Genomic DNA, 15,759 nt, shown 5'->3' on the forward strand with positions numbered 1-15,759 from the left:
AAAGTCCAGCACAGGGCGGAAAGCCGAGACGAATCTCGGCCGAGAGGTACGGGCATGACCGAAACATCAAGCAATCCGGCTCGCGGAGGCGCCCAGCCTGGACGGATCGGCATCGGCCTCGAGCTCGACGCCACGCACCTGAAGATCCTCGAAGTGCTGCGGGAGAACGGCAGGATCTCCGTCGCGGCCCTCGCCGAGCGCGTCGGCATCTCGCGGGCGAACGCCTACACCCGGTTCGAGGCGCTGCGCGCCGACGGCGCGATCAGGCGGTTCACCGCCGAGATCGACCACGTCCGCGCGGGGCTGGGCATCACCGCGCTGATCTTCGTGACCGTCCGGCAGCAGATGTGGCGCCAGTTCCGCGCGGAGCTCGCGGCGATGCCCGAGGTGGAGTACTGCGCGATCACCACCGGCCAGCACGACGCCATGATCCAGGTGCGGATGGCCGACGTCGCCGCCGTGCACGCCATGGTGACCGAACGGCTGGCGGGCATCCCGGCGGTCAAGGCGACCGAGACGGTCTTCATCCTGGACGAGGTGATCCGGCGGCCCTACGTGCTGCCGGGGGACCGGGCGGGCGGACGGGCCGCCCGCCGTACGGCCCCGGAGCCCACCGGGCCCGCGGGCTCCGGGAGCGCCGCGGGCCCGGGGGGCGAGGTGCCGCTGGGCAAGATGCGGTTCGTGGGCGCGGCCGAGGGCCGCGGCCGGCTCCAGCGGGACGGCTGACCGGTCAGACGACCTCGTCGCACACGCTCACGTGCACCGTGTCGTCCCCGGTGAACGTGAACTCCTCCACCAGGCGGAGGCGGCCGCCGTCGCGGGGCTCGATGCGGCTGCCGCTGCGCCCGCCGGCGCGCTCCCCGCTCTTGAGCAGGTGGACGTAGGAGATTTCGATCCGGTCGCCGTCCCGGGTGCCGACGAACCGCCCGTGGACCACCGTGTCACCGGTGTAGTCGCCCCAGATGACCCCACCGGACTCCCGGTAGGAGAACTCGGTGGGCCCGGCCGGGTCCACCTCGCTGGCCGTCGAGCTGACCATGACGAACCTGCGGCCGTCGAGATTGAGGAGATCGCTGTCGTTCACATCTCAGCATCGTGCCGCTCCGCCGGGCTCACGCAACCGACCCTGGACGTTTCGCCCGGCGGGGGGACGCCGGGACGGTGATGTGTCCAGCCGCCTCCCCGCTCCGGAGGGACGGCCGAGACCCGCTCAGGTCCCCGCCAGCACCAGGGCGAAGTCCCCGTCCGGGTCGGTCAGGAAGCGGATCACCGTGAACCCGGCCCGGGACAGCTCCCGGCGCAGGCCGTCCGGGCGGAACTTGGCGCTGATCTCGGTGCGGGTCTCCTCACCGGCGGTGAACGGGACCGACAGGCCCAGGTCGCCGATCCGCACCCGCATGTCCCGGGTCGCGCGCAGCCGCATCTCGATCCAGTCGTTGCGCACGTCGTAGAGGGCGACGTGAGCGAACGCCTCCGGGTCGAAGTCCGCCCCCAGCTCCCGGTTGAGCACGCGCAGCACGTTGCGGTTGAACGCGGCCGTCACCCCGGCCGCGTCGTCGTAGGCGCGCACCAGCCTCCCGGTGTCCTTGACCAGGTCGGCCCCGAGCAGCAGGGTGTCGCCCGGCGCCAGCGTGGCGCGCAGCCCGGTGAGGAACACCTCGCGCGCCGCCGGGTCGAGGTTGCCGACGGTGCCGCCGAGGAAGGCCACCATCCGCCGCCCGGCCCTGGGCAGCAGCGCCAGGTGCCGCTCGAAGTCGGCGCGCACCGCCCGCACGGTCACCCCCGGGTAGCGGGCGGCGAGCCGGCGCGCGGCGTCGCCCAGCGTGACGGCGTCGACGTCCACCGGCGTGTAGGCGCGCAGCGCGCCCGCCCGTTCCATGGCGTCCAGCAGCAGGACGGTCTTCTCGCTGGTGCCCGAACCCAGCTCGACCAGGGTGTCGGCGCCGCTCAGCCGGGCGATCTCGTCGGCGTGCCCGCGCAGGACGACCAGCTCGCGGCGCGTGGGGTAGTACTCCGGCAGCCGGGTGATGCGCGAGAACAGCTCGCTGCCCGCCGCGTCGTAGAACCACTTGGGCGGCAGCCACTTGGCCGCGGCCGTCAGCCCGGTGCGGACGTCGTGTTCGAGGGACTGGCGCAGGTAGCCGCGGTCGAGATGATCGATCAGCTCCACGGCCTGGCGGGTGACTGTCACGGGAACCTCCCTGGGTCGGTGGACGGGACGGCGGTCACAGCGGCTGGAGCTCCACGCCGCCGGCGGAGACGAGGAGGAGGTGCCGGTCCGGTACGGCCCGCCAGCCCGGCCGGTCGTCCAGCGGCTCGCTCGCCACGAGCACGCCCCCGCCGGCGTGCGGGGAGCCCTGGGGCTGCGAGCCCAAGAGCGATGAGCCCGGGGGCGGAAGGTCCGGGCCGGGGAGGTCCGCGCGCAGGAAGAGCGTGTCGCCCCAGGTGGTCGCGGCGAGCGCGGCGCCGTCGCAGGCCAGCAGGTTCAGGCGGGCGCCGGGGTCCTTGGCCCCGGCGTGGACGACGACCTCGGCGAGGGACTCGCCGAGCGGCCGGCCCTCACGCCGCCGGGCGAACACCGCCGCGGCCACCCACGCGGAGTCGCAGGCGCTCGGCGCGTCGTCGGCCAGGTCCCGCAGCGCGTCCCGGGCGACGCGGCCGTTGTGGCTGAGCAGCCACGGGCCGTCGGTGAAGGGCGCGGTCGCGGTCTCCTCGATCGGCATGCCCACGGTGGCCGTGCGCACCGCCGCCAGCAGGCACCCCGAGCGGGCGGCGTGGGCCAGGGCGGGCAGGTTGGCGTCGGTCCACATCGGGACGGCTCGGCGGTAGCGGACCGGTTCGGGAAGGGACCCGTCGTACCAGCCCATGCCGAAACCGTCGGCGTTGACCCGGCCGTGGCGCTGCATGCGGGGCGCGTAGGACTGCCGCAGCAGCCCGTGCTCGGGCTCGTGGATCAGCGAGGCCAGGGACCGGGGGGCGCCCAGCCAGGCGGCGTGCCGGCACATCAGGCGTCCTCCCGGGCCGCGGGCCGGCGGGTCGGGCCCCTCCAACGAACATGTACCGACATATCAGGACTCCTCCGCGGACGCCGACCGGGCGCAGCGGAACCCGGAGAAGATCTGCCGCCGGATCGGCAGGTCCCAGTTGCGGAACGTGGCGCGGACCGCCGCCGGGTCGGCCGCCCAGGAGCCGCCGCGCAGCACCCGGTGGCCGGGGCCGAAGAAGACCTCGCTGTACTCCCGGTAGGGGAAGCTGCGGAAGCCCGGGTAGGGCAGGAAGTGCGAGGCGGTCCACTCCCACACGTCCCCGACCATCTGCTCGGCGCCGTAGGCGCTCGCCCCGGCGGGGTAGGCCCCCAGCGGCGCCGGCCGCGCGGCCCGGTGCCCCAGGTTCGCCCGGCCGGGCCCGGGGTCGTCGTCGCCCCACGGGTAGGTCCGCGCCCGCCCGGCCGCCGGGTCCCACCCGCACGCCTTCTCCCACTCGGCCTCGGTGGGCAGCCTCCTGCCGGCCCAGCGGGCGTACGCCTCGGCCTCGTACCAGCACACGTGCTGCACCGGCTCGTCCATGGGGACCGGCTCGGTCCGGCCGAAGCGGGTGCGCCACCAGGCATCGCCGTCCCTGATCCAGAACAGCGGCGCGCGGGCCCGGCTCTCGCGCAGCCAGCGCCCGCCCTCCTCGCTCCACCACCGCGGGTCGTCGTAGCCGCCGTCCTCGACGAACGCGGCGTAGGCGGCGTTGCCGACGGGGAACCGGTCGATCCAGTAGGCGGGCAGGTCCACCGGATGGGCGGGCCGCTCGTTGTCGTAGGCCCACGGCAGCGTGGAGGTGCCCATCAGGAAGGGGCCCGCGGGCACGAACACCTCCTCCGGCCCGCCGGGGCGGCCGGGCGGCAGCTCGGCGTCGCGCACCAGGCCCGGCTCGCCGGAGAGCTGGAGGGTGGCGAGCATCGTCTCGTCGTGCTGGTGCTCGTGCTGGATGACCAGGCCGAAGACGAAGCCGTCGCGGCGCAGCGGGTCGGGGTCGCCCGGGTCGAAGCCGTCCAGGACGTCCAGCACCCGGCCGCGCACGCCCTCGATGTAGCGGCGCGCCTCGGCCGGCCCCAGGATCGGCAGGGAGGGCCGGTCCCGGCGCGGATGCCTGAACGCGTCGTACAGGTCGTCGATCTCCGGCCGCAGCGGGGTGATCCCGCCGGCCTCGCGCAGCACCCACAGCTCCTCGTAGTTGCCGACGTGCGCCAGGTCCCACACCAGCGGCGACATCAGCGGCGAGTGCTGCCGCACCAGCAGGTCGTCCTCGGCGTCGGTGTAGGCCAGCGACCTGCCGCGCACCGCGATCAGCTCGGCGGCGATCCGCTCCTTGAGGCGGCCCGCGTCGGTCCCGTCAACGATCATCCTGCCCAACCCGCTCATCTCCTTCGTCACCCCGCGTCCTCCTCACCGTCCGTCCCGCGTGCCGCCCGTACGGTGGCCCGCGCCGCCCGGTACGGCCCGCGCCGTTCGCGTGCGCCCGTGGGCCGGTCGTCACGCCGCGTACGTCCACCCCTCCTCGCCGGCCAGCCAGGCCGCCAGGCTCCTCTCCGGCTCCGCCGCCCGGCCCGCCGGGGCGGTCGCGCCGAACAGGTCGAGCAGGTCCGCGGCCGGGGACCTGCCGGGCGTCACGTACCGGTCGGCGAACGCCTCCGTCCGGCGGACCAGCGCGGGTGGCGCGCCCAGCCGGGGCAGCGCGGCGAGGGCGGCCCGGAAGCAGGCGTCGGCCGCCGCGCGCAGCCCGGGGTCCGCCAGGCCGTGCCGCGCCGCCCGCGCCCAGCTCCCCGCGTACGGCTCCGCCGCGGCCAGCGCCGTGCCGGCCGCCAGGTCGTCCGTCACGAGCGCGTGGGTCACCGCCGCGCACACCGGCCACCACGCCGGGTGCTGCGCGTCGAGGTAGCGGATCTCCAGCCAGCCGCGCGGCCGTACCGGGGGGAAGACCGTGGTGGCGTGGTAGGCCAGGTCCGCCAGGGTGGGCGGGCGCGCGGGCAGGCCGCGCCCGGCGTACGAGGGCGCCGGGGAGGCCGCGGAGGCGGCAGGGCGCGGCGGCGAGCCGTACGACGGGCCCGGCGACCCGGGCGCGGGGCGGGGCGGGACGACCGACGCCGGGCGGGCGGGGGCGGCCCGGGACGCGGCCAGCCAGTCGCGCAGGGACGACCCGTCGCCGACCGGGCGGTACCGCTCGCCGTCCCCGTCCTCCTCGCGCACGAGCATCACCCGGGCGTCGAGGAGGTAGTCCCGCCACGCCGCCACCGGATCCCCCCGGAGGGGGACGGGCGCCGTCCGCGTCGGGTCGAGGCGCTCCCACACCACCTGGCGGCCCGACATCCACCCGCACGGCCCGCCCTCCAGCAGCGGCGAGTTGGCGAAGGCCGCCGTCAGGACCGGCCCCAGCAGGTGCGCCCGCTCCCAGCGCGCCTCGGGCCGTTCACCCAGGTCCACGTTCACCTGGACGGACGCGGTCGAGCACATCATCAGCGGCCCGTACGGCGAGCCGAAGAACGCCGCCATCGCGTCGTAGCGGGGCAGGCGGAGCTGCCGCCGGGCGGGCCGTACCGGGTCGAGGCCCGCCCCGGCCAGCGCCAGGCCGGCCTCCCGCAGCGCCCCGCGCGCCGCGTCGACGTCCGCGGCGATCCGGGCGACGGCCTCCGGCAGCGGGCCCGCCGGCCCGGAAAGCTCCAGCTGCCCGCCCGGCTCGAACGTCACCCGGCTCCCGCCGGGCAGCGGCGGCAGCGCGGCGGCGACCCTGTCCAGGGGGACCTGGCGCGCCGGGCTCCCGAGGTCGAAGACCAGGAACTCCAGCTCTATCCCCAGCCGGTCGCCGGGGCCGCCGCCGAAGCAGCGGCGCGCGAAGTCCTCCACCTCCGCGGCGTCCCGGATCGGAGTCTCCCCGGTCACCAGACCGTTCATCGGCCGCCCCTCCCGCCTGACGGGTACGGGACTACAGACCCGGCAGGGGCGCGGGCGTTACACCGGAGGCGCGATGAATTTCCCGGGCGGGGGAGGGGCCGCGGCGGCCCTCAGGAGCGCCGGTGCTCGCGGAAGGCCCCCAGCAGCCGCTCCCGCGCGCTCCGCGGAAGCCCGTCGGACGGCGGGCGGGACGGCTCCCCGCCCGCGCCGGGACCGGAGGCGCCGAGGGCGCCCAGGGCGTCCGCGGTGGCGCGGATCTGGCCGAGGTAGCGCGCGCAGCCCTCGCACCCGGACAGGTGCTCGGCGAACAGGCACCGGGTGGTCTCGTCGAGGTCGCCCTCCAGGTAGGCGGTGACGAGTTCCACCACCTCGTCGCAGCTGAACCGCTTCACAGCGCCGACCGCCTCACCGTCTCGAACCTGAACCGTTTTCACTACGCCGACCGTCCCGCCGTCTCGAAATACTCCTCCAGCCGCCCGCGCACGGCCGCCCGGGCGCGGTGCAGCAGGACCCGCTGGTTGGCGGGGGAGATCTCCAGGATCTCGCACACCTCCTCGGAGGTGCACCCCTCGACGTCACGAAGGGTGATCACGACCCGCTGCCGGGAAGGCAGCTCCGCCAGGGCCTTGGTGATCAGGCCGCGCACCTCGGCGGCCAGGACCTCGCCCTCGGGGGTGGGCCAGGCCGCCGGGACGTCCTTCCAGAAGCCCGGGAAAGGGTCGTCGGCGCCCTGGAAACGCGCGGGCTCGACGGTCGGGCCCTCATGCTCGAACGCGCTGCTCCACGGGACCACGCGGTTCTCCCGGACGCCGCGCTTCCTGGCCGTGTTGACCAGGATCCGGTAGACCCACGTCTTGACCGACGAGCGGCCCTCGAAGGCGTCGATGCCCCGGATGACCGCCAGCCAGGTGTCCTGGACGACCTCCTGCGCCGAGTCGTTGGTGGACACGTGGGAGCGGGCCAGCCACAGCATCCCGCGCGACCAGGTGTCCAGCAGCGTCGCGAACATCGCCTCGTCCCCGGCCCGCAGCGCCGCCACCACCACGTCGTCGGGAGGCAGCCCGCCGTCCGCGAAGGACTCCACGACCCTCTCCTCCCGCTCCGGCGTCCGAGGCGTTCTCCCGGAGAGCGAACGACCCGGACAGGAGGATTCCCGTACCCGGCGGAACCGACACCTGACGGCGTCCGCCGGTGCCGCGGGGGCCGGGGACGGAGCCGCCGGATCCCGCCGGCTCCGCCGTGCCCCCCGCACCGGTACCGTCCCGCGACGGCGCCGTCCGTTACACGCCCGCGCGTCGCGCTCCGCGCGTCACGGGGCGGAGGCCCCGGGAACGGACGGTCCAGGGATGGACGGGCCGACGACGGGTAAGGGGCCGTTCGACGTTTCCGTGACAGGGAGTGACGATTGCGATGAGTGAGTACGAGCGTTCCCGCACCATGCCCGCGACCGCGGAGATCGTGTTCGACGAGGTGAGCGACCTGGGCCGGCTCGACGACTGGCTGCCCCGCGAACTGCACGTGCGCGCCGAGGAGCCGCCGGCGGTGACCGTGCACGAGGACGACACCGGCCAGGACTCCCGCGGCCTGTTCCGGGCCGTCCCGGAGCAGCTCCGGCTGGAGTGGGGCACCCGCGACGACGCCAGCTACAGCGGCTGGCTCCAGGTCGCCGACAGCGGCGCCGGGGGGAGCGAGGTGACCATCCACCTGTCGTTCTTCGACGAGGAGCACGCCCCGCCCGCCGAGGAGGTCCACCGCTCCCTCGACGAGAGCCTGGAGAGGCTGGCCACGCAGGTGGGCCGGCAGACCGACAGCCCGGCCGGCTGACGGCCGGCGGTGCGGGCCGCCGCGCCGCCGTACGGCACGACGGTCTTGGCGAGGGGGCGGGCGGCGCTCAGAATCGGGTCCATGGCTGATCATCACCCCTACGTCGGCGCGCGGGCCCTCCGCCGCGAGGACGGGCGGCTGCTCACCGGGCGCGGGAGATACGTCGGCGGCGTCGGGCCGCCGGACGCCGCGCACGCGGTGATCGTGCGCAGTCCCGTCGCCCACGGGCGGCTCACCGGATGCGACACCGAGGCCGCCCGCTCCGCCGCGGGGGTGCTCGGCGTCATCACCCCCGCCGACGCGGCGGGCGCGCGGCTGCCGTGCGTGGCGGTCGCGCCGGGGCAGCGCGAGTCCTCCTACCCGGTGCTGGACGAGGAGATCCGCTACGCCGGGCAGCCGCTCGCCGTCGTCGTGGCGCGGACCCCGGAGGCCGCCCGGGACGCCGCCGACCTGATCGGCCTAGCCGTCGAGGAACTGCCCGCCGTGGTCGGCGTGGAGAGCGCCGTCCGCGACGGCGCCCCACTGCTGTACCCCGCCTGGGGCACCAACCTGGTGACCGACTTCGAGGTCGGCGACACCGACTGCGAGGCGGCGATCGCCGCCGCCGACCACGTCGTGGAGATGACGTTCCGCCTGGGCCGGGCCGCGCCGAGCCCGGTCGAGCCGCGCGGGATCGCGGCCGACCCCTCCGACGGCACGCTCACGATCTGGGCCGCCGCCCAGGCCCCGCACCACGTGCGCGACCACGCGGCCGAGGCCCTGGGCCTGCCCCTCAACGCGGTGCGGGTGATCGGCTGCGACATCGGGGGAGGGTTCGGCGCGAAGGAGCACCTCTACCCCGACGAGGCGCTCGTCTGCCTGGCCGCCCTGCGGCTCGGCCGCCCGGTGCGCTGGTCGGAGACGCGCGCCGAGCACCTGTCCGCCACCCTGGCGGCCCGCGACGCCGTCCACCGGGGCCGCCTGGCGTTCACCGCCGACGGCGGGTTCGTCGCCCTGCACTGCGACATCCTCGGCGACCTGGGCGCCCATCCGTCGAACGTCGGGATCAGCCCGCTCGCCGTGTCGGCCATCATGCTGCCCGGCCCCTACCGGTTCGAGCGGGCCGGCGCGAGGGTGCGCGCCGCCGTCACCACCACCACCCCGACCGGCTCCTACCGGGGCTTCGGCCAGCCGGAGGTGACCTGGACCAGGGAGCGGCTGGTGGACGAGGCGGCGCGGCTGCTGGGGGCCGACCCCGTCGAGCTGCGGCTGCGCAACATGATCGGCCCTGACGATCTGCCCGCCGCCACCCGCACCCGGCAGTCCTACGACAGCGGCGACTACCCGGCCGCCCTGCGCCGGGTGCGGGAGCTGGCCCGGGTCGGGCCGCCGCGTGACGGGCGCAGGCGCGGCGTCGGGTTCTCCTGCCACGTGGAGGCCACCGGCATGGGGCCGTCCATGGGCCTCAAGGCCGCGGGCCAGGCCGCGGGCGGGTTCGAGACCGCGATCGTGCGGATGGAGCCCGACGCCTCGCTCGTCGTGCACGCCGGGGTGGCCGGGATGGGGCAGGGCATCGAGACGACGCTCGCCCAGCTCGCCGCGGACGGAGTGGGCGTGCCGCTGGACCGGGTCCAGGTGGTGCTCGGCGACACCGCGGCCACGCCGTACTCCTCGATCGGCTCCATCGCCAGCCGCTCCCTCGTGGTCGGCGGCGGCGCCCTGAACCGCGCCGCCCGGCTGCTGCGCGACCGGATCGTCGCCATCGCCGCCCACCAGCTGGAGGTCTCCGGCGACGACCTGGAGATCGACGACGGGGCCGTCCGGGTGAAGGGCGACCCGGCCTCGTGCCGGACCCTGCGCGAGATCGCCCTGTCGGCCTGGCGCGGCTGGGATCTGCCCGAGGGCGTGCCGCCGGGGCTGGAGGAGCGCGTCACCCACGACCCCGCCGGCTACACCTACGCCTACGGGGCACACGCGGCGGCGGTGGCCGTAGACGTGGAGACCGGCGCGGTCGAGGTCGAGGGGTACTGGGTGGTCGGCGACTCCGGGACGCTCGTCAACCCGGCGATCGTCGAGGGCCAGCTGCGCGGCGCGATCGCCCAGGGGATCGGCATGGCACTGACCGAGGAGGTCGTCCACTCCGCCGACGGGCAGCCGGCCGCCGACTACTTCCCGCCGACGACGCGGGAGGTGCCGAACATCGAGGTCGTCCTGACCCAGACGCCCTCGCCCATCACTCCGGGCGGCATGAAGGGGGTGGGGGAGGCGGGCACGATCGGCCCGCCCGCGGCGATCGGCAACGCGGTGGCGGCGGCCGTGCCCGAGATCGCCGCCGGGGTCACCGCCACCCCGCTCACCTCCCAGGCGGTGTGGTCGCTCCTGCGCGGGGACGACCCGGCGGAGCCCGGCTGAGCGGCGCCGGAGGCCCCGCTCCCCGGGGCCTCACCCCCGGGACGCGCGCCGTTCGGGGCTCTCCGGGATCTCACCCTCGGGACGCGCGCCGTTCGGGGTTCTCCGGGACCCGACCTCGGGACGCGCGCTGTTCAGGGCTCTCCGGGGTCTCCCGCAGGAGCCCGGTGACCCGCCGTACGGTGTCCGCCACGGCGGTCCCGGCGGCGCCCACCAGCGGCTCGCGTTCCTCCTCGGCCGTGGGCCCGGGGTCCGGCTCGGTCGGCCGGGCGTTCCCGGCCCGGCACGCCTCCATCTGCGCGGCGAAGGCCAGCCCGAGGAAGAGCGCCATCGAGCTGAGGAACGACCACAGCATCAGCGCCATGACGGCGGTGAGCGGGCCGTAGGTGGAGCCGAAGGTGCCGCTGCCCTCGATGTAGAGCGCCAGCAGCAGCGTGAACACCGTCCACAGGGCGATCGAGACCAGGGCACCGAACGCGAGCCAGGTGTGGCCCGGCTGCCTGCGCCGCGGCGCGGCGCGGAACAGCACCGACGCCGACAGCACCGCCAGCAGGAACCCGACCGGCCAGCGCACCAGCGTGAACGCCCGCAGCTCGGCCCCACCCCAGTCGTAGACCTGGGCGAGCGCCCGGCCGATCGCGCCGCCGCCCACCATCACCACGAAGCCCGCGGTCATGAACGCGCCCGCGGTCAGCGCCATCACCAGGGCCCTGCCGTACTTGCGGTGGAACGGGCGGTCGCGCTCCACGCCGTAGATGCGGTTGGCGCCCCGCTCCACCTGGGCCATGGCGCCGGTCAGCGAGACCAGCGCGGTGCACAGGCCGAGCCACAGCGCCACGGTGCCCCCGGCGTGGCCCGCCTGCCGGTGGCTTTCGGAGAGCACGTCCCGGACGGCGTCCGCCCCGGCCCCGGGTGCGATCCGGCTCAGGGTGAGCTCCAGCACCTCGCCCAGGTGCTCCTGGTTGACCACCGAGCTCAGCCCCACCAGCGCGATGGCGCCGGGGATGATCGACAGGCAGATCTGGAAGGCCAGCGCCCGCGAGTTGGTCATGCCCTCGCCGTACCTGAACCTGGCGAAGGAGTCACGCACGAGGTGCCAGCGGCCGTACCTGCGCAGGGTGACCCAGGCGTGGTCGGCCGACAGCTGCTCGCCGCTCATGCTCCGTGTCTGCGGCACTTCCGTCGCGGTTCCCATGGTCGTCTGCGACTACCCGGGGAGCCGTACGGCGAACCGGCCCGCCGGTAACGGTCCTGACACCGTCCGGGGAGCGTGGAGGGCTCTGCGTGGAGGGCTCCGCGGGGAGGGCCGGCGGCCGGGCAGCCGTTCCGGATCGGCGGCCTCCGGGAGAATGGCAAAAACCGGCATAAAAGGGGCGAGATGGGTTAGAGGGGGCATATGGCTGAATTTCTCACCGACATCAAGGAGATCCGCGCCCGGGCCCGCCAGGAGATCGGCAAGGGGCCGATCACGTCCGCCTACGGCGCCGACCTTCCGCGGGTGATCCAGGTGTGCAACGAGGCGCTGGCCACGGAACTGGTCTGCGTGCTCCGATACAAGCGGCACTACTACACCGCCACCGGGCTCTACGCGGAGCCGGTGGCCGCGGAGTTCCTGGAGCACGCGGCGGAGGAGCAGGAGCACGCCGACCGTCTCGCCCAGCGCATCGTGCAGCTCGGCGGCGAACCGGACTTCAACCCCGAGACGCTGACCCTGCGCTCGCACGCCGAGTACGACGAGAGCCTCGACCTCGTCGAAATGATCAAAGAGGACCTGGTGGCCGAGCGGGTCGCCATCGCCTCCTACACCGAGATCGTCCAGTGGCTCGGCGACCGGGACGTGACCACCCGGCGCGTCTTCGAGGATCTCCTCGCCCAGGAGGAGGAGCACGCCGACGACCTCAAGGGCCTGCTGGAGAGGCTTCCCGCCGCGCTCGGGAGCTGAGCCGCCCCTCCCGCGTCCCACGCCGTTCCGGGCGGGCCGCTTCCGGCGCGTCGCGCGCTTGGGCGGGCCGCTTCCGGCGCGTTGCGCGGCCTTGGGCGTCGGAGGGCGACGACCACAACGCGGTATCGCCGTTGATTCCACCGGTAAATTTCCGGCTCCATCCATAAATCAAACGCCACGATTAACTATTTCTCGTTATCGCAGAAAGTGGCCGGGTATCTGGTGACCGGCGGTTTAGAAGATGTGTGGCGCATTAATAGGATGAAATGTCCGGAAAGGACTAATTATGAGTTCTTCGGTGGGCACAATGGCGAAGCTGTCGCTCGCCGCCCTGGGCACCGCCCTCCTCGCCGTGCCGGGGGGCGTCTGCCGGGCGGACACCGCCGGGTTCACGGCCGGGGAACCGGTCGCCGGCGTCCGGGCCCCCGGCGCCCACGATCCCGGCGTCCACGGTCCCGGCGGCCGAGGGTCGAGCGCCCGGGGCCCCGGCGCGCACGGCTCCGGCGCCCGGCGGGACGACGCCGCGTTCCGGCAGGACAGGGCGGCCCCAGGACGGCAGGGCGGGAGGCTGTCCGAGCGGCGGGGCAGGGCCTCGGCCGAGCGGCAGGACGCGTCGCGGCGGCACGCCGCACCGAGGCGGCAGGCCGCCGCGCCCCAGCGGGACGAGGACGCGTCCACCTCCGAGGAGGCGACCGGCAAGGGACGGGGGCGGTTCGCCGGGCGGGAGGCCGTGGGCCGCAGCCGTCCGGGGAGGATGGGGGCGTCGAAGGAGCGCGGCGGGCAGGCTCCGTCCAGGCAGAGCCAGTCGCAGTCGGCCCCCTCCTCCGGGCAGGGGGGCGGCACGGCCGGGGCGGCCGGGCCGGACCGGGCCGAGGACCGCCCGGCGGTGCCCTTCGCCGACAGGTTCGGCACGCACGGCAAGTACGGCCCGGACAGCGCCTTCAACCCCAGCGGGGGGGTCAACCGGCAGCTCAAGTACGGGCCGTTCCTCACCTGGCCGGTCCTCTGCGGCACGGCGGACGACCCCATGGGGTGCATGACCCAGTTCGTCCCCGACCTGGGCACCGGCACGCCGAAGCAGTGAGGGCCCGCCGGGCTTCCGGGGAGCGCACCGGGGTGGATCGGGGCGCTCCCCGCCGGGTCAGAGCGGGATCCACTCCGTGGAGACGGTGACCTCGTCCAGGACGCCGGGCAGCGGGTCGACGCCGATGCCGGGGCCGGCGGGGACGTCGAGGTGGCCGTCGCGCAGCTCGAACGGGGCGGTGACGTCGGTGGCGAAGTAACGGCGCGAGGCGGAGGTGTCGCCCGGCAGGGTGAAGCCGGGCAGCGCGGCCAGGGCGAGGTTGGCGGCGCGGCCGACGCCGGTCTCCAGCATCCCGCCGCACCACAGCGTCACCCCGTGGGCGCGGGCCAGGTCGTGGATGCGGCGGGCCTCCAGGTAGCCGCCCACCCGGCCGGGCTTGACGTTGATGATCGAGCACGCGCCCAGGGAGATCGCGGCGGCGGCGTGCCGGGCCGACTCGATCGACTCGTCCAGGCAGATCGGGGTGGCGATCCGCCGGGCGAGCCGGGCGTGCTGCACCAGGTCGTCGTCGGCCAGCGGCTGCTCGACGAGCAGCAGGCCGAAGGCGTCGAGCGCGGCCAGCCGGGGGGCGTCGCCGAGGGTGTAGGCGGCGTTGGCGTCGACCTGCAGGAGCAGGTCGGGGCCGAACCGCTCGCGCACGGCCCGCACCGGCTCCACGTCCCAGCCCGGCTGGATCTTCAGCTTGACCCGGACGTACCCCTCGTCCAGGTAGCCCGCCACGGTGTCGAGCAGCTCGGGGATCGAGTCCATGATGCCGACCGACACGCCGCAGGGCACCCGGTCGCGGGAGGCGCCGAGGAACGAGCCGAGGGACCGCCCCGAGGCGCGGAGCGACGCGTCCAGCACGGCGGTCTCCAGGGCGGCCTTGGCCATGCGGTGGCCCTTGAACGGCTCCATCGCCCGGTTCACGGCCTCGGCGTCGGCGTGCGCGGGCAGGGCGGGGATCAGGAAGCGGCGCAGCGCGTCGGCGGCGCCGTCCACGTACTCGGAGGAGTACAGCGGCTCCGACATGGCCACGCACTCGCCCCAGCCCTCGGCGCCGGGGGTGACGACCCGCACGAGCAGCACGTCGCGCTCGGTCTCCGTGCCGAACGAGGTGCGGAACGGCGCCACCAGCGGCATCGCGATCCGCCGCAGCTCGATTCCGGTGATCTTCATGGTGTGCGGCCCGCGCCGCCTCTCCTCTCACTCATGATCCGGACCGTCCCGCCGGTCCGGGCCGTTCCACGACGTAGCCGGCCCGGCGGTCGAAGCCGGTGACCAGGGCGCCCTCCGTCAGCAGCCCGCCCAGCACCTCCCGTACGGCGTGCCGCCACGCCCGGGCCGCGTCCGGGTCGGCCCGGCGCAGCGCCTCGACGTCCTCGGGCACCGCCACCAGCACGGTACGGGCCCCGGCCCAGGCCCCGGCCGGGACCGGCGACGGCAGGCCGTCCAGGACGGTCAGGCCGGTCACCGCGTCCGCGGGCACCTCCGGGACGTACGGTTCGCCCCGCGCGGCGGCCAGCACGCGCGGCTCCGAAAGGTGCCATACGGCGAGCAGCCGGTCCGACTCGTCCCCGGCGTTGATCGCGTCGTCCATGGCCCCGTAGAACGACGGGAGGTACTCCTCGGCGTGGGCGCCGAGCTTGGCGAGGTTGAAGTGGGCGTTGCGGCGCACCAGCGGGTCGTAGGTCCAGGTGACGCGGTCCAGGCCCCGCTCCAGCGCCCAGGCGCGCTGGTGCAGCTTCAGCGCGAGGCCGGCGCCGCGGCCGGGGAGGGCGCCGGTGACGTGGGAGTGCAGCGCACGGCCGATCGGGGCGGCCAGGAACGCCACCGACGCCCCCGTCAGCCGCCCGCCCTCGTAGGCGCCCGCGACGTAGTTGCCCGCGTGCGACAGCGCCCGCATCAGCTCCGCCGTGATCGGCCGGTTGCCCGGATCGGGGTGCCAGATCGCGTCGAACAGCCGCACGGCGTCCTCGAACTCCCCGACGTCGCGCAGCTCGCGCACGTCGAGGCCGCCTCCATCACCCGTGCCGACCCCTGTGACCAGCTCGCTCACCTCCCCCAAGGGAGCGTAGCGCGGGTTCCCGGCGCGGGTTCCTACGCCGTCTCCGGCGCCTCGTCCCGCTCCGTCCGGGCCCGCCGTCCCGGCACCCCGGCCGCCCGCTCCGGCGCGTCCTCTCGATCCGGTGTGTCCTCCCGGTCCGGTACGGCGTCGGGGTGGGCGGCGAGGAACCGGTCGAGCACCTCCTCGGGGACGCGGCCCCGGACCGGCACCTCCAGGCCCTGCTCGCGGGCCCACTCGCGGACGTCGGTGGTGGTGTGCCCGCGCAGGCGGACGGGGGAGTCGGCGGGCCGCCGCGCCCGCGACGCCTGCCTGACCTCCCGGGAGCTCTCCAGGACCTTCTCGATCAGGCCGAGGGCCTCGCGCAGCCGCCGCTGGTTGTCGTCGGACAGGTCGATGGCGAAGGTCCGGTTCAGCAGGGAGAACTCCCGCCTCGCCACGTCGGTGCCCTCGGAGTGGTCGAGGTCGTCGACCAGGATCACCTTCTGCGCCACGGCCGGCCCCTTTCCGGTGAGCTGCGTTCCGTCTCGGTCACGAGCGG

Annotated in this window: 16 protein-coding genes; 5 read left to right on the forward strand and 11 right to left on the reverse strand. The window is 75.2% G+C overall.

The annotated features are described in order from the left end of the window. Positions 1 to 54: 54 nt before the first annotated feature. A complete protein-coding gene (locus HDA43_RS32060) occupies positions 55 to 726 on the forward strand; it encodes an Lrp/AsnC family transcriptional regulator (RefSeq protein ID WP_179828269.1) in 672 nt (223 codons plus the stop codon). A gap of 4 nt (positions 727 to 730) precedes the next feature. Here HDA43_RS32060 and HDA43_RS32065 read toward each other — a convergent pair whose 3' ends face one another. The 7 genes from HDA43_RS32065 to HDA43_RS32095 form a co-directional block, all read right to left on the reverse strand. Beyond that, positions 731 to 1,084, reverse strand: coding sequence for an avidin-fold protein (locus HDA43_RS32065; RefSeq protein WP_312873647.1), 354 nt, complete (start codon positions 1,082 to 1,084; stop codon positions 731 to 733). 126 nt (positions 1,085 to 1,210) lie between these two features. Next, positions 1,211 to 2,191 carry an L-histidine N(alpha)-methyltransferase gene (gene egtD / locus HDA43_RS32070; protein WP_179828271.1) on the reverse strand — a complete coding sequence of 327 codons (981 nt, stop codon included), beginning with the start codon at positions 2,189 to 2,191 and terminating at the stop codon, positions 1,211 to 1,213. A gap of 34 nt (positions 2,192 to 2,225) precedes the next feature. Further along, positions 2,226 to 3,005 (reverse strand): ergothioneine biosynthesis protein EgtC, encoded by a 780-nt coding sequence (gene egtC, locus HDA43_RS32075; protein WP_179828272.1) that lies wholly within the window; start codon positions 3,003 to 3,005, stop codon positions 2,226 to 2,228. Positions 3,006 to 3,068: 63 nt separating this feature from the next. Further along, positions 3,069 to 4,391 carry an ergothioneine biosynthesis protein EgtB gene (gene egtB / locus HDA43_RS32080; protein ID WP_179828898.1) on the reverse strand — a complete coding sequence of 441 codons (1,323 nt, stop codon included), beginning with the start codon at positions 4,389 to 4,391 and terminating at the stop codon, positions 3,069 to 3,071. 129 nt (positions 4,392 to 4,520) lie between these two features. After that, on the reverse strand, positions 4,521 to 5,936 hold the full coding sequence (locus HDA43_RS32085) for a glutamate-cysteine ligase family protein (RefSeq protein WP_179828273.1): 1,416 nt from the start codon (positions 5,934 to 5,936) through the stop codon (positions 4,521 to 4,523). A 110-nt stretch (positions 5,937 to 6,046) separates the two neighbouring features. Further along, complete coding sequence (locus tag HDA43_RS32090) at positions 6,047 to 6,328, reverse strand: anti-sigma factor family protein (RefSeq protein ID WP_179828274.1); 282 nt, start codon at positions 6,326 to 6,328, stop codon at positions 6,047 to 6,049. 41 nt (positions 6,329 to 6,369) lie between these two features. After that, the gene (locus tag HDA43_RS32095) at positions 6,370 to 7,020 is read right to left on the reverse strand and encodes a sigma-70 family RNA polymerase sigma factor (protein WP_312873648.1); all 651 of its coding nucleotides are present in this window, start codon (positions 7,018 to 7,020) and stop codon (positions 6,370 to 6,372) included. A gap of 326 nt (positions 7,021 to 7,346) precedes the next feature. Here HDA43_RS32095 and HDA43_RS32100 point away from each other — a divergent pair, with 326 nt between their 5' ends. Together HDA43_RS32100 and HDA43_RS32105 are read left to right on the forward strand one after the other, a co-directional pair. Further along, positions 7,347 to 7,760, forward strand: a complete 414-nt coding sequence (locus HDA43_RS32100) for an SRPBCC family protein (RefSeq protein WP_179828275.1) — start codon at positions 7,347 to 7,349, stop codon at positions 7,758 to 7,760. A gap of 81 nt (positions 7,761 to 7,841) precedes the next feature. Further along, a complete protein-coding gene (locus HDA43_RS32105; RefSeq protein WP_179828276.1) occupies positions 7,842 to 10,151 on the forward strand; it encodes a xanthine dehydrogenase family protein molybdopterin-binding subunit in 2,310 nt (769 codons plus the stop codon). A 70-nt stretch (positions 10,152 to 10,221) separates the two neighbouring features. Here the strand turns inward: HDA43_RS32105 and HDA43_RS32110 are convergent, their stop codons facing one another. Then, the gene (locus HDA43_RS32110; protein ID WP_246424770.1) at positions 10,222 to 11,307 is read right to left on the reverse strand and encodes a YihY/virulence factor BrkB family protein; all 1,086 of its coding nucleotides are present in this window, start codon (positions 11,305 to 11,307) and stop codon (positions 10,222 to 10,224) included. 237 nt (positions 11,308 to 11,544) lie between these two features. On the opposite strand from HDA43_RS32110, the gene HDA43_RS32115 reads away from it, so the two are divergent. Both HDA43_RS32115 and HDA43_RS32120 read left to right on the forward strand, forming a co-directional pair. After that, positions 11,545 to 12,090 (forward strand): ferritin-like domain-containing protein, encoded by a 546-nt coding sequence (locus HDA43_RS32115; protein WP_179828279.1) that lies wholly within the window; start codon positions 11,545 to 11,547, stop codon positions 12,088 to 12,090. Between the two features lie 286 nt (positions 12,091 to 12,376). Then, on the forward strand, positions 12,377 to 13,174 hold the full coding sequence (locus HDA43_RS32120) for a hypothetical protein (protein ID WP_179828280.1): 798 nt from the start codon (positions 12,377 to 12,379) through the stop codon (positions 13,172 to 13,174). Positions 13,175 to 13,231: 57 nt separating this feature from the next. On the opposite strand, the gene menC is transcribed toward HDA43_RS32120, so the two are convergent. Genes menC through HDA43_RS36165 form a run of 3 tightly spaced genes read right to left on the reverse strand, consistent with a single transcriptional unit; the run spans position 13,232 to position 15,712 of the window. After that, positions 13,232 to 14,332 carry an o-succinylbenzoate synthase gene (menC, locus tag HDA43_RS32125; RefSeq protein WP_179828281.1) on the reverse strand — a complete coding sequence of 367 codons (1,101 nt, stop codon included), beginning with the start codon at positions 14,330 to 14,332 and terminating at the stop codon, positions 13,232 to 13,234. Positions 14,333 to 14,363: 31 nt separating this feature from the next. Beyond that, positions 14,364 to 15,212, reverse strand: coding sequence for a GNAT family N-acetyltransferase (locus HDA43_RS32130; protein ID WP_312873649.1), 849 nt, complete (start codon positions 15,210 to 15,212; stop codon positions 14,364 to 14,366). Positions 15,213 to 15,253: 41 nt separating this feature from the next. Beyond that, the gene (locus HDA43_RS36165) at positions 15,254 to 15,712 is read right to left on the reverse strand and encodes a histone-like nucleoid-structuring protein Lsr2 (protein WP_179828282.1); all 459 of its coding nucleotides are present in this window, start codon (positions 15,710 to 15,712) and stop codon (positions 15,254 to 15,256) included. Positions 15,713 to 15,759 lie beyond the last annotated feature (47 nt).

This window comes from Streptosporangium sandarakinum (assembly GCF_013409935.1).
In the GTDB taxonomy this organism is placed as follows: domain Bacteria; phylum Actinomycetota; class Actinomycetes; order Streptosporangiales; family Streptosporangiaceae; genus Streptosporangium; species Streptosporangium nondiastaticum.